The sequence below is a fragment of the Pseudomonas sp. HS-18 genome (genome assembly GCF_020401845.1).
GTDB classification, from domain to species: Bacteria; Pseudomonadota; Gammaproteobacteria; order Pseudomonadales; family Pseudomonadaceae; genus Pseudomonas; species Pseudomonas nitroreducens.
The window spans coordinates 4451472-4464317 of the sequence record NZ_CP084413.1; the positions used below are offsets into that span (position 1 = coordinate 4451472).

The window sequence follows — 12846 nt, forward strand, 5'->3', positions numbered from 1 at the left end:
AATAAAGAATATGTGCGCTACTTTTTGTGACTGGTCGTTCACTGATCAAATCAAGTGGCCGATTGCGCCATTCACCACTGCAAATGGCGCAATCGGCCCCTGGAGGCGCGACGCAGACACATCGGGCTTTTTCGCTCAATAGCGAGCAGCGATAAGCGAGACATCGATTAATTTCGATAGGTAACAAAAAGGTGTTACCAACAAGAGCTGGTAACACCTTTTTGAAAGTTACTTGCGCCCCCGGGACAGGACGCGGCGGGTGTGCTAAGCGAGGCTCTTGCTCACCACTTCGTATACATCGCTGGACAGCTCGCCCGACGCCAGGATGCGCTCCAGCTCGGCCTTCATCAGCGCCTGGCGCGCGGGCGCGTACTTGCGCCAGCGGGTCAGCGGCGTGAGCAGGCGCGAGGCGATCTGCGGGTTGAGCGCGTTGAGGGTGATGATCTGGTCCGCGAGGAAGCGGTAGCCGGCGCCATCCGCTCGGTGGAAGTTGATCGCGTTCTGGTTGGCGAAGGCGCCGATCAGGGCGCGGATCTTGTTCGGGTTCTTCAGGGTGAACGCCGGATGGCTCATCAGCGCCTGTACGCGCTCCAGCCCGCCCGGCAGGGTGGAGCCGGCCTGGACGCTGAACCACTGATCCATCACCAGCGGGTCATCCTTGAAGTAGTCGGCGAACATCGCCAGCGCCTCGGCCTTCTCCTTGTCGAAGGAAGAGTTGACCAGCACCGCGAGCGCGGTCAGGCGCTCGGTCATGTTGTCGCAATCCTTGTACTGCTCCTGGCAGGCGGCGAGCACTTCGGGCTTGGCGCTCTGAATGAGGTAGGACAGCGCGATGTTCTGCAGGCTGCGGCGGGCAATGTGCGAGGCCTCGGCAACGTAGGCGGTCTCGCGGGATTGCGTGCGGTTGGCCTGGTAACGCTCCCACAGCTGTTCGTGCAGCGCCGCGCCGATCTGCTGGCGCGCGAACTCACGGGCCGCATGGATCGCCTCGACATCAGCCACTTCGCTGATCTCGGTGAGATAGGCCTCGCTGGGCAGCGAAAGCATCTCGGCGACCATGGCCTGGTCCAGGCCGGTGTCCAGCAGCAAGGTGCGGAAGGCGGTGATCAGACGCTGGTCGAGCACCAGCTTCTCGCCACGCTGGTGCTGGCCGATCAATTCCTGCAGGACCTGCACGGACAGCTGCTGGCCGGCTTCCCAGCGATTGAAGCCGTCCTCATCAAACTGCATGAGGAACATCAGCTGGTCGCGGTCGTAGGGGAAGCTCAGCTTCACCGGCGCGGAGAAACCACGCAGCAGCGACGGCAGCGGCTTCTCGGCGAGGCCGACGAAGGTGAAGGACTGCTCCGCCTCGGTGACCTGCAGCACACGGTCGCTGCCATGGGCGTGCTCTTCGCCCTTGAGGCGCAGCGACAGGGCGTTGCCCAGCTTGTCGATCAGGCCCATCTGCACCGGGATGACGAAGGGCAGCTTCTCGCTCTGCCCCGGCGTCGCCGGGCAGCTCTGGCGGAAGGTCAGGGTGTAGCTCTGCGCGGCGGCATCATAGCTCTCCTCCACCGCCAGGCGCGGAGTACCGGACTGGCTGTACCAGCGCTTGAACTGGGTCAGGTCGACGCCGTTGGCGTCTTCCATCGCCTTGACGAAATCGTCGCAGGTCACGGCCTGGCCGTCGTGGCGCTCGAAGTACAGGTCGGTGCCCTTGCGGAAGCCATCGGCGCCCAGCAGGGTGTGGATCATGCGCACCACTTCCGAACCCTTCTCGTAGACGGTCAGGGTGTAGAAGTTGGAAATCTCGATGAAGGAATCCGGGCGCACCGGGTGCGCCATCGGGCCGGCGTCCTCGGCGAACTGGTTGGTACGCAGGAAGGCCACGTCCTCGACGCGCTTGACGGTGCGCGAGTTCATGTCGGCGGAGAACTCGCTGTCGCGGAACACGGTGAAGCCTTCCTTGAGCGACAGCTGGAACCAGTCGCGGCAGGTCACGCGGTTGCCCGACCAGTTGTGGAAGTACTCGTGGGCAACCACGCCTTCGACGCGCTGGTGCGCGGCGTCGGTGGCGGTCTCGGCCTTGGCCAGCACGCAACTGGAGTTGAAGATGTTGAGGCCCTTGTTCTCCATGGCGCCCATGTTGAAGTCGTTGACCGCAACGATCATGAAGATGTCCAGGTCGTACTCGCGGCCGTAGACCTTCTCGTCCCAGCGCATGGAGTTCTTCAGGCTGTCCATGGCGTGCTGGCACTTGTCGATGTTCTCCGGCTCGACATAGATGCGCAGGGTGACTTCGCGCTCGCTCATGGTGGTGAACTGGTCTTCCACGCACCAGAGATCACCGGCGACCAGGGCGAACAGGTAGGCCGGCTTCTTGAACGGGTCCTGCCAGGTCGCCCAGTGGCGGCCGCCCTCTTCCGAGCCGCTGGCGATCGGGTTGCCGTTGGAGAGGAGCACCGGGTACTGGTGTTGCTCGGCCGACAGCGTGGTGGTGAAGCTGCTCATCACGTCCGGGCGGTCGAGGTAGTAGGTGATCTTGCGGAAGCCTTCGGCCTCGCACTGGGTGCAGAACATCTTGCCGGACTTGTACAGGCCTTCCAGCGCGGTGTTGCTTTCCGGGTGGATGCGTACGGTGCTGTCGACGGTGAAGGTCGCCGCCGTCGGCTGCAGGGTCAGGTGGTTCTCGTCGAGCTGGTACTGGCCGGCCTCAAGGGCCTGGTCATCCAGCGCCACCGACAGCAGCTCCAGTTGCTGGCCGTCGAGCACCAGGGGCGGCAGGCCGTCGTCCGGAGCGCCGGCCGCACGATCCGGGTTGCGGCGCATCACCAGCTGAGCGTGGACCAGGGTGTGATCCTCATACAGCTCGAAGGTCAGGTTGGTCTCGTCGATCAGGTACTCAGGCGCCTGATAATCCTTGAGGTAGATGACTTTCGGTTGCTCGGTACGCATGGCTTTTGGCCCCTTGGCAGGCGGCCGGCGCGGTGGGCCGGCCGGAGGAATCTGGTACTGACTCTAGCGAGCTAGAGCGAAGCGGGCGAGTCGTGCGCGCATCTATCCCTAGATGCGTGCCACGAGCCGGAAATTCAATGCGGTGCGATCAGGCGCTGATGGCCAGCTGGTACGCGGTGAACTTGCGCACGTTGATCACGCCGGTATCGAAGATCAGGTACTGGCCCTTGATACCCTGCAGGGTACCCTCGACCACCGGCGTCTTGTCCAGATCGAAGCTGGTGATCTTGGCCAGGTAGGCCTCCACCGGATAGCGGATCTCGATGGGCTCCATGTCGATCACCGGCTGGATCGCCTGCAGGCCGAAGCGCTGCTGCAGCCCGACGATACCCTCGGCACAGGCGTCGAATATCTGCTCGCGAATCGCCACCAGGTCCAGTGGTTCCGCCTCGCCCTTGAGCAGCGCGCGCCAGTTGGTGCGGTCGGTGACCTGGCTGCGCAGCAGGTCCTCGACGAAGCCGGACTGCTGGCGGGTGGCTACACGCATGATCGGCAATGCCTGGCGCGCGCCCTGGTCGATCCAGCGGGTCGGCACCTGGGTGGCGCGGGTGATGCCCACCTTCACGCCCGAGGAGTTGGCCAGGTAGACCACGTGGTCGGTCATGCAGAAACGCTCGCCCCACTCCGGATCACGGCAGGAGCCGTCCTCGAAGTGGCACTTCTCCGGGCTCATGATGCAGCTGTCGCATTGCGCCAACTTGGTGAAGCACGGGTAGCAGTAGCCCTGGGCGAAGCTTTTCTTGGTCTTGCGGCCGCAGTGGCTGCAGAAGATTTCGCCCAGGTACTCCAGGCGCACCGTCTTGCCGATCAGCGGATTGACCGGGACCTGTGCCTCGCCGAGGCGGAAGGCGTACTGCACGGGGCTTTCCAGGCGCGCCGACATCTTGTCCAGGGCGCCGCGTCCAATCTCTTGCATCAGTGCAGGGAGTTGGAGGAGAAGATCATGTTCGGGATCGGCTCAGCGTGGGAGGCGCATTCCTGCGGGCCCATGTAGCCGGTGCGCTGGTCCTCGGGCAGGTTGTCCATCTCCCAGGCGATCATGGCCTGCAGCGACAGCTCCTTCTGCTCCTGGGACAGTTTGCGGCCGTCCGGCCACTTGCCGATTTCCACGGCCAGCTTGAGGCTCTCGTAGATTTCGGGGGTGATGTTCTGGATCATTTCGGCGAAGGACGACATGGGCCGGCTCCTGCAGGGGAAAACGAAGCGGGCATTCTACCGGGCCGAGCGCCCGGGCGCACGAACGCTGGTCAATTAGGGCGATAGCTGTTCGTAGGATGAGCCTAAGCGATACCCATGCTGTCGGTGCACTGATCGACGGGTATCGCTACGCTCCACGCCATGCTACGGCGCGGGCGCGTGTCGCCGCGCTAGCACCCCACCGACCAGGCCGCTCAGGCAACCCGCCACCAGGCCGCCGACGTGGGCGCCGTTGGCGATGGAGCCGAAGCCGAGGAGGTCGATCACGCCCGAGAGACACACCAGCAGCCAGATCAGCATCATCGCCACCACGCCCTTGGGCAGGTTGTAGGCCGGCGTCGGCGCCATGCGCTGGAAGATCCAGCAGTGTCCGAGTAACCCGTAGAGCACGCCGGACAGCCCGCCGAACAGGCTCGGGCCACTGACGCCGTACTGCACGACGTTGGAGATCAGGCCAAAGCCCAGGCTCAGCCCCAGCAACAGCCACGGCCCCTGGCGGTACTCGATGCGCCGCCCCAGCTCCCAGTACCACATGGCGTTCATCGCCAGGTGCAGCCAGCCGAAGTGGATCAGCATGGGCGTGAACAGGCGCCACCATTGCCCCTGCGCCAGCGAGTCGGACAGCGGATAGAACAGCGCGCGATCCTCGCCGACCAGCTGGAAGTTCTGGAAGGTGAACCAGCGCAGCGTCTCCGGCGAGGTACCCAGCAGGGTGACGGCCGCAACCACGAAGGTCACCAGCAACACCGCCGCCGTCATCCGACTCATCTTCAGTTGCTGCACGAACCCCGGCCCGCGGCGCTGGGGTTCGGCCTGCACGGTGAACTCCGGGTCGCCCTGCGGGTAGCGCTGGTAGAGGCTGCGAACCTGCTCGGCCAGCTGCGAATTGGGCACCCAGAGCACCTGTTCACCGGCCTCCTCGCTGACCCGGAACGGCACGTTCAGTCGGCGCAGCAGGCCAACGAACTCCCCCAGATCGACTGCCGCCGGCAACCGCATCGCTTCAATGGCACTCACTCATCGCCCTCCGGACGCTTGACGTCCACCCACACGAACTTGTTGCGGTCCAGCCGCGTTTCCTCGTCCAGCCGGTAGGCCGCGAGCTTGCCGTACATCACCGCGCTGTAGTCCAGGCAGGCGAGGTTCGGGCGGATCGGCGCCGGCGTGCCGCGCCGCCAGTAGTGGCCGACGAACAGCAGCGGCTCGTCGGCGCCGTAGGTCAGCAGGCGCGACTTCTGCTCCTCGCTGAGGCGTTCGCTGGCCACTTCGTCGGGCAGCGCGTCGGGCTGGAACACGATATCGCCGTAGGTCTCCGGCGCACGGTCCTCTTCCCAGAACTTGGTACGGAAGGCCGAGCGGGTGAAGCCGTCGCTGCCGGTCAGGGTCATGCCGTTGGGCAGGCGCATGTCGGTGCCGCGCAGCAGGCGGTCACAGGCTTGCTGGGCAAAGCTGCCGGGCTCGGCACTGGCCTTGAGGAAGGCCTCGTCGATGCGCCCGCTGGAGAACTGCTGGCGCAGCGTATCGATCACGTCGTGATCCCAGCAGGCGTGGACCATGCGGAAGCGCCCGGCATCGAGGAACAGCGGCATCTCCTGGAACCAGCCGAGGAAGTCGCGCCAGTCCGCCGGGTGGCCTTCGAACTGTTCCAGGGTTTCCTTGATCAGCCGGGCATGGCGCGGCGTGTGTTCGCGCACGTACTGCCGACCGCTGCCGGGCGCGGCGGGGGTCGACCAGCCCAGGGCATTGAACTCGTGATTGCCCATGATGCACAGCGCCTCGCCGGCGGCGACCATGTCGTGCACCCGGTGCAGGGCCTCGCGGATGCGCGGGCCACGGTCGATGATGTCGCCGAGGAACAGCGCCTGCCGCCGTGCATGTCGCCAGACGCCGCCCTGCGCGCGATAGCCGAGGCGCTCCAGCAGGTGATCGAGGGTATGCGCGCAGCCGTGGATATCGCCGATCAGGTCGTAGCCGCGTGCCGGGTCGAGTTCCATCACTCGCTGCTCCCCAGACGGCTGCCCCAGCCCAGCTTGGTCCGGCAGACCTCGTAGTAGTTGTGGTCGATGGGATGGATCAGGCGCAGCTTCTGCGGCTTCTTGCTCACCGTGACGGTGTCGCCCGGCGCGCAGGTGAAGTGGTTCTGCCCATCACAGGAAACCTGCGGGTAGATCTGCATGTTCGGCGAGACGACGATCTTCAGCTCGCTGTTGCCGTCCACCACGATGGGCCGGCTGGAGAGCATGTGCGGGTACATCGGCACGACCACGATGGCATCCAGCTTGGGATGCATGATCGGCCCGCCGGCGGACAACGCGTAGGCGGTGGAGCCGGTCGGCGTGGCGACGATCAGGCCGTCGGCCTTCTGGCTGCAGACGAACTGGCCATCGATGTACAGCTCGAACTCGATCATCCGCGTGGACTTGCCGGGGTGCAGCACCACGTCGTTCAGCGCATCGCCCTGGCCGATGGACTCGCCATGTCGGCGCACCAGCGCATCGAGCAGGAAGCGGCTCTCGACTATGTACTGGCCGCCAAGCACTTCGGCGACCTTGGTCTCCAGCTCGTCGGGGCGGATATCCGTGAGGAAGCCCAGGCTCCCGCGGTTGATTCCCAGCACCGGCACCTTGTGTCGTGCCAGGGCGCGCGCGGCGCCGAGCATGCTGCCGTCGCCGCCGACCACGATCACCAGGTCGCAGATCTCGCCCATGATCTTCCGCGAGCAGGTCTGCAGGCCGTGGCCCGGCAGGACCTCGGCGATGGTGTCCTCGAGGATCACATGCAGGTGTCGCTCGGTGAGGAACTTCTTCAGCCGACGGATGGTTTCCAGGACCTGGGTGCTGCCCAGGCGGCCGATGATGCCGATATTGCGAAAGGGTTCCATGGGACTCCGGACGGCGTTGCGGGTACTCGAATCTCGGAATTATGGGCGAAAGGCTCAGGCAGCGGCAAACCGCAGCGCGGGCATAACGGCTAGGCTTGGGGCATGACCGATTTCACCGCCCTGCTCGACGAGCTGCTGATCGACCTGCGCCAGCCGCAGGTCCGCGACCTCGCCTGGACGCTGCTCTCCCCGCCCCTGCTGCAACCTGGCAGCCCCGCCCTGCGCCATCCGCTCAGCGCCAGCCGCTGGCACGCGCAGCCCCGGCTGCTGGCCGACTGGCTGCGCAGCCAGGAAGACTCGCCGGGCGAGCTGCTGGCCCAGCTCGAAGCCGCGCCGCACCAGCGTCTGGGACGCTACTACGAACGCCTCTGGCAGTTCGCCCTGGAGCGTGCGCCGGATCTGCGCCTGCTCGCCGCCAACCTGCCGGTGCGCGACAACGGCCAGACCCTGGGCGAGCTCGACCTGCTGGTGGAAGACGACGCCGGGCTGCATCACCTGGAGCTGGCCATCAAGCTCTACCTCGGCCCCAGCGACGACGGCCCCGACTCCTGGCTCGGGCCGGGGGCCGAGGACCATCTGCTGCGCAAGATCGAGCACTTCTACCAGCACCAATTGCCGCTCTCGGCCACCGCGCAAGGGCTGGCCGTGGTCCGCGAGCACAGCGACGCCATGCCATCCCCCGGCCTCTGGCTGGGCGGCTACCTGTTCTACTCCTGGCCCACGCCCTGCCCGCCACCTGTCGGCGCCAGTGACAACCACCAGCGTGGTCGCTGGCTGCACCGACGCGCCTGGCCGGCCTACCAGGCACAGCACCCGCAGGGTTGGCAGGCATTGTCGCGCAAGGGCTGGCTCTCCCCGGCCGCCGAGGACGAATGCTGGAGCGCCGAGCGCTTCGCCGCCTGGCTGGAGGAGTTGCCGGAAGACGGCTTCCCGCAAATGCTGGTGCGCTTGGAGTTCCGCGAAGGGCGCTGGCGGGAGCAGGAGCGCCTGTTCCTGGTGGGTGACCGCTGGCCGCGGGTGCATAGCGGTTATTCGCGCTGAGTGGCCAGCGCCTTCAGCTTATCGTCCAGCGCTCGGCGCCCCTGCAAGCCACCGCTGTGGACGGCGACGATACGAGCACCACGGTCAATGCGCCCCGCTGCAATCTCATCGTGCAGCGCCAGCAGCAGCTTGCCGGTGTACAGCGGTTCCAGCGGCACGCCGCACTCGGCGTCGGTCGCCAGAATGAAGCGCGCCAGCGTCGCGTCGATCCGCGCAAAACCACCACGGCTGGCGTCGATCAGGCTGTAGCCGCTATCGCTGACGCCCGCTTCGCCCAGCAAGTCGGGCACCTGCGTTTCGACGCCATGCCCCGGCGGCACCGCCAGGGCACCGACCACGCAATGCGCGCCCTGCTCGCCGAGCACAAGGCCGGCCAGGGTCGTACCGGTACCGCAGGCAACCCAGAGCTGCTGATAGTCCTTCCAGCCCAGGTCGCCGAGCTGCTGGCGAATAACTCCGATCAGGGGTGAGCAGCCCTGTGCGCCAGGGAGCCCGCCGCCGCCCTCGCCTACCGCGAGCAACTGGGGGTAGCGCTCGCGCCAGGGCCTCCAGAAATCGGCTGCGTGGCGCCGGCGATAACCGCCGTAGCCGAGCCAGTGGAGCTGCATGCCGAGCTGACGCAGGTCGGCCACCGTCGGATTGTCCTGCTCTTCGCCGCGCAGCAATCCCACGGTTTGGAAACCGAATCGTGCACCGGCCGCCGCGACCGCGTGGAGGTGATTGGAATGGGCGCCGCCCAACGTCATCACGCCACTCAGCCCCAGGTCGGCGGCCTGCTTCAGGTATGGCGCGAGCTTGAACCATTTGTTGCCGGAGACGAGGGTATCCACCCGATCCAGGCGCAACAACGCCAGCTCGACGCCGGCGCGATCCAGCCATCCCAGATGAATGCGTTGCAGCGGTGCTTCCGGGCGCCAGTCGGGAAACAGCAAGGCGCCCTGCTCAGCCGGTGGTGACGCTGCGCAGGCGGCCGGCGGTCTTGTGCCGGGAACAGCAGTTGCTGTCGCCTTCGACGAAGCGGCCGGGGGTTTCCACGCGGTCGATGGGCATGGCACAGCGCTCGCCGTTGGACAGCCGTCCTTCGCAGGCGGGTTGCTGGTAATGGGCGAGCCAGCTGCGGTACTGGTCTTCGGCGACGAAGCACTTGGCAGCGGCGTAAGCCATGGGGTTTTCCTGGTAACGGGCGACATCCTGAAGCGACAGGGTCAGATGACCGGCGCCGGGATGGTACACCACGAAGATCACCCCCAAGCCGGCCAGACGCTCCAGCGCCGAGCCGTCTGCCGCCCTGGCCGACAGTGCGTCGAGCTCCTGACGCAGGCCTTCGGCGCCCTGCTGCAGCTGCGTGGCAACCTGGCGCAGCTGGGCGGTTTCCTCGCGCAGCTGCTCGGCTTCCCGGCGCAGTTGATGATTCTCCTGCTGTAGCTGCTGGTCCAGCTCGTTGCGGTAGCCCAGCTCGACATCGCGGACGGAAATCTGCTCCTTGTAGCGAGCCTCCAGGCTGGCCATGCGGGTGCGGGACTCTTCCTCGATCTGCTGGCGCAGTTGCTCCAGCTCGTCGCGGCCGCTCTGTTCGATATGGCGCAGTTGCGCTGTCAGTTCCTCGCGGCCGCGCTGGAACCCGTTGGCCTGGCCATCCAGTTCGCGGCGCAGGCCGGCATTGATCTCTTCCTCGCGCTTGAGCCCTTCGCGCAGGGAGGCAAGTTCAGCTTGCAGCACCTTGACCTGCTCCTGCGCACCAAGCTTCAGGCGGCTGAGCTCCTGCTCGTGCTGCTGGCTGACCTGCGAAAGACGGGCCTCATGCTGGCCGAGCAGCTCAGCGGTCTTCTGCTGGTGCTCCTCGAGCATCGCGCGGGCCAGCTTCTCGGCCTCCTCGCGGGACTCTTCGGCGGGTGCATACCACTGGTGCTCGTCGGCCATCTGCAGACGCGCCAGCTCCACGGCGGCCGGGTCTTCCTCCACCAGCACGCCAAGGTTGTTGCGCTTGATCGATTCCCGCAGTTGCACCAGATGGTTCTGGCTGGCGTCCAGGGTCGGGTCCCACAGATGCATCTGATGCCAGGAGACCGGGCACTGGCTGCGACAGGCCAGGCGAATGGGACCGGCCCCCATGTCGGGGCCGCGGCCTGCACGGTCGGCGAGATTGCGCAGCGGCAGGTTCCAGCCGCGGTCCGCCTCGCCCTTCTCGTCGAAGTCCAGATAGAAGAACACCACCGCCTTGACCAGCAGGCGCGGGTTGATCAGCACATAGGCGAGCTGCATCTGCTGATCGGCGTACTCCGGCATCTGCACGACGTTGTCGAGCAGCGCCTCGAATTCGGGGTAGAGCATTTCCCTGCAGACGCCACGGTCATTGAAGAAGACCACGGCTTCCACCATTTGAGGCTTCTTCTGCATGCTCATCGATTGACCTCTGGGCTGGTGCGGGAGGAAGTCTGGAAAAGGGTCTGTCAGAAATGCAGCACCCAGACAGCGGGAAAATCCCGACATCCGAGCAAGTCTAGGGGAATTAATGTCGCAGGCAATGTGACTCGGTTGGCACCGGCCCCGGCGGTCTGGCCGGGCGGTTAACCGGTTGGATAATTCTGTGACGCGGTTGGATTTTCGGAAGGATATCCGGGTCCGGAAGGGAACTTTTCCGGGCCCGGTTTTGAGACCTGAATCTCAGCCGGCTCAGGTCTCAGGCGCTTCAGATCTCGGCAGCGAGGCGCGAGCCCTGGTTGATGGCGCGCTTGGCGTCCAGCTCGGCAGCCACGTCGGCGCCGCCGATCAGGTGCACGCTCTGGCCGGCAGCGACCAGGCCGTCATGCAGCTCGCGCAGCGGCTCCTGGCCGGCGCAGACGACCACGGTGTCCACCGGCAGCACCTGCGGCTCGCCGCCGGCGATGCTGATGTGCAGGCCGTCGTTGTCGACCTTGAGGTACTCGACGCTGTTGAGCATCTGCACCTGCTTGTTCTTCAGCCCGGTGCGGTGGATCCAGCCGGTGGTCTTGCCCAGGCCGTCACCGACCTTGGACTTCTTGCGCTGCAGCAGGAACACCTGGCGCGCCGCCGCATGCGGGTGCGCCTGGATACCGGCGATGCCGCCACGGGCCTCCAGCTTCTCGTCGATACCCCATTCCTGCCAGAAAGCGTGGCGGTCCAGGCTGGTGGATTCGCCGGCATGGGTGATGTATTCGGAGACGTCGAAGCCGATGCCGCCGGCGCCGATCACCGCGGCAGTCCTGCCCACCGGCTTGCGTTCGAGGATGGCATCCAGGTAGCTGATCACCTTGGCATTCTCGATGCCCGGAATCGCCGGGGTGCGCGGCACGATGCCGGTGGCCAGGATGATCTCGTCGAAGCCGCCCTTGACCAGGTCGTCGACGCTGACGCGGGTATTCAGGCGCAGGTCGACGCCGGTGGTTTCCACCTTGCGCTTGAAGTAGCGCAGGGTCTCGTAGAACTCTTCCTTGCCCGGTACGCGCTTGGCGACGTTGAACTGGCCACCGATCTCGCCGGCGGCGTCGAACAGGGTCACTTCATGGCCACGCTCGGCCGCCACGGTAGCGGCGGACAGCCCGGCCGGGCCAGCGCCGACCACGGCGATCTTCTTCACGTGGGTGGTCGGGATGTAGTTCAGCTCGGTCTCGTGGCAGGCACGCGGGTTGACCAGGCAACTGGTCAGCTTGCCGCCGAAGGTGTGGTCCAGGCACGCCTGGTTGCAGCCGATGCAGGTATTGATTTCGTCGGCACGGCCTTCGGCGGCCTTGTTGACGAAGTCCGGATCGGCGAGGAACGGACGGGCCATGGAGACCATGTCGGCATCGCCTTCGGCCAGTACCTGCTCGGCGACTTCCGGGGTGTTGATGCGGTTGGTGGTGACCAGCGGGATACCGATCTCGCCGCGCAGCTTGGCGGTGACCTTGGTGAAGGCCGCGCGCGGCACCTTGGTGGCGATGGTCGGGATACGTGCTTCGTGCCAGCCGATGCCGGTGTTGATGAGGGTCGCGCCAGCCTTCTCGATAGCCTTGGCCAGCAGGACGATCTCGTCCCAGGTGCTGCCGCCTTCCACCAGGTCGAGCATCGACAGGCGATAGATGATGATGAAGTTCGGGCCGACGGCCTCGCGCACGCGGCGGACGATTTCCACCGGCAGGCGCATGCGGTTCTCGTAGCTGCCACCCCAACGGTCGGTGCGGTGGTTGGTGTGGGCGGCGAGGAACTGGTTGATGAAGTAGCCTTCCGAACCCATGATCTCGACGCCGTCATAGCCGGCCACCTGGGCCAGGCTCGAGCAATTGACGAAGTCGGCGATCTGCTTCTCGATGCCCTCTTCATCCAGCTCGCGCGGCTTGAACGGGTTGATCGGCGCCTGGATGGCGCTGGGCGCGACGGACTTGGGGCTGTAGGCGTAGCGGCCGGCGTGAAGAATCTGCATGCAGATCTTGCCGCCCGCCTCGTGCACGGCCTGGGTGACGATCTTGTGCTTCTCGGCTTCTTCCGGCGTGCTCAGCTTGGCTGCACCGGAATAGACGCCACCTTCCTCGTTCGGGCCGATGCCGCCGGTGACCATCAGGCCGACGCCGCCGCGGGCGCGCTCGGCGAAGTAGGCCGCCATGCGCTCGAAGCCCTGGGGCTTCTCTTCCAGGCCGGTGTGCATGGAGCCCATCAGGGTGCGGTTGCGCAGGGTAGTGAAACCCAGGTCCAGCGGCGCGAGCAGGTGCGGATAAGTGGCGGTCATGGTTCCT

The 12846-nt window shown here is 65.8% G+C and carries 10 protein-coding genes; 1 reads left to right on the plus strand and 9 read right to left on the minus strand.

The genetic code is table 11. From position 1 onward, the window contains the following. Window positions 1-264: 264 nt before the first annotated feature. From pepN to LDJ84_RS20655, 6 genes are all read right to left on the minus strand, one after another. Window positions 265-2937, minus strand: a complete 2673-nt coding sequence (gene pepN / locus LDJ84_RS20630; protein ID WP_226045358.1) for an aminopeptidase N — start codon at window positions 2935-2937, stop codon at window positions 265-267. Window positions 2938-3085: 148 nt separating this feature from the next. Next, window positions 3086-3913 carry a DUF2797 domain-containing protein gene (locus LDJ84_RS20635; RefSeq protein ID WP_024765108.1) on the minus strand — a complete coding sequence of 276 codons (828 nt, stop codon included), beginning with the start codon at window positions 3911-3913 and terminating at the stop codon, window positions 3086-3088. After that, complete coding sequence (locus tag LDJ84_RS20640; RefSeq protein ID WP_024765109.1) at window positions 3913-4173, minus strand: YeaC family protein; 261 nt, start codon at window positions 4171-4173, stop codon at window positions 3913-3915. The genes LDJ84_RS20635 and LDJ84_RS20640 overlap by 1 nt, the downstream gene beginning before the upstream one ends. Before the next feature lie 165 nt (window positions 4174-4338). Further along, a complete protein-coding gene (locus LDJ84_RS20645) occupies window positions 4339-5193 on the minus strand; it encodes a rhomboid family intramembrane serine protease (RefSeq protein WP_413247466.1) in 855 nt (284 codons plus the stop codon). Window positions 5194-5207: 14 nt separating this feature from the next. Beyond that, window positions 5208-6188, minus strand: coding sequence for a metallophosphoesterase (locus LDJ84_RS20650; RefSeq protein ID WP_054909183.1), 981 nt, complete (start codon window positions 6186-6188; stop codon window positions 5208-5210). Further along, a complete protein-coding gene (locus LDJ84_RS20655; protein ID WP_017519352.1) occupies window positions 6188-7075 on the minus strand; it encodes an NAD(+) kinase in 888 nt (295 codons plus the stop codon). Before LDJ84_RS20655 ends, LDJ84_RS20650 begins: the two co-directional genes overlap by 1 nt. 102 nt (window positions 7076-7177) lie before the next feature. Between LDJ84_RS20655 and LDJ84_RS20660 the strand changes: the two genes are divergently transcribed. Continuing rightward, window positions 7178-8116 carry a DUF1853 family protein gene (locus LDJ84_RS20660; RefSeq protein WP_226045360.1) on the plus strand — a complete coding sequence of 313 codons (939 nt, stop codon included), beginning with the start codon at window positions 7178-7180 and terminating at the stop codon, window positions 8114-8116. On the opposite strand, the gene LDJ84_RS20665 is transcribed toward LDJ84_RS20660, so the two are convergent. The 3 genes from LDJ84_RS20665 to LDJ84_RS20675 all read right to left on the minus strand — a co-directional run bounded on the left by LDJ84_RS20665 (window position 8104) and on the right by LDJ84_RS20675 (window position 12839). Continuing rightward, window positions 8104-9048: a 1-aminocyclopropane-1-carboxylate deaminase/D-cysteine desulfhydrase gene (locus LDJ84_RS20665; protein ID WP_226045361.1), complete on the minus strand. Its 945-nt coding sequence runs from the start codon at window positions 9046-9048 to the stop codon at window positions 8104-8106. The two genes, LDJ84_RS20660 and LDJ84_RS20665, sit on opposite strands and share 13 nt — an antisense overlap. 10 nt (window positions 9049-9058) lie before the next feature. Beyond that, window positions 9059-10519, minus strand: coding sequence for a chromosome partitioning protein ParA (locus LDJ84_RS20670; protein WP_226045362.1), 1461 nt, complete (start codon window positions 10517-10519; stop codon window positions 9059-9061). Between the two features lie 286 nt (window positions 10520-10805). After that, a complete protein-coding gene (locus LDJ84_RS20675; RefSeq protein WP_226045363.1) occupies window positions 10806-12839 on the minus strand; it encodes an NADPH-dependent 2,4-dienoyl-CoA reductase in 2034 nt (677 codons plus the stop codon). Window positions 12840-12846 lie beyond the last annotated feature (7 nt).

Coding starts and splice junctions, on each gene's coding strand:
- pepN (WP_226045358.1), bottom strand. CDS start 2,937: ATGCGTACCGAGCAACCGAAAGTCATCTACCTCAAGGATTATCAGGCG.
- LDJ84_RS20655 (WP_017519352.1), bottom strand. CDS start 7,075: ATGGAACCCTTTCGCAATATCGGCATCATCGGCCGCCTGGGCAGCACC.
- LDJ84_RS20645 (WP_413247466.1), bottom strand. CDS start 5,193: ATGCGGTTGCCGGCGGCAGTCGATCTGGGGGAGTTCGTTGGCCTGCTG.
- LDJ84_RS20670 (WP_226045362.1), bottom strand. CDS start 10,519: ATGAGCATGCAGAAGAAGCCTCAAATGGTGGAAGCCGTGGTCTTCTTC.
- LDJ84_RS20635 (WP_024765108.1), bottom strand. CDS start 3,913: ATGCAAGAGATTGGACGCGGCGCCCTGGACAAGATGTCGGCGCGCCTG.
- LDJ84_RS20675 (WP_226045363.1), bottom strand. CDS start 12,839: ATGACCGCCACTTATCCGCACCTGCTCGCGCCGCTGGACCTGGGTTTC.
- LDJ84_RS20660 (WP_226045360.1), top strand. CDS start 7,178: ATGACCGATTTCACCGCCCTGCTCGACGAGCTGCTGATCGACCTGCGC.
- LDJ84_RS20650 (WP_054909183.1), bottom strand. CDS start 6,188: ATGGAACTCGACCCGGCACGCGGCTACGACCTGATCGGCGATATCCAC.
- LDJ84_RS20640 (WP_024765109.1), bottom strand. CDS start 4,173: ATGTCGTCCTTCGCCGAAATGATCCAGAACATCACCCCCGAAATCTAC.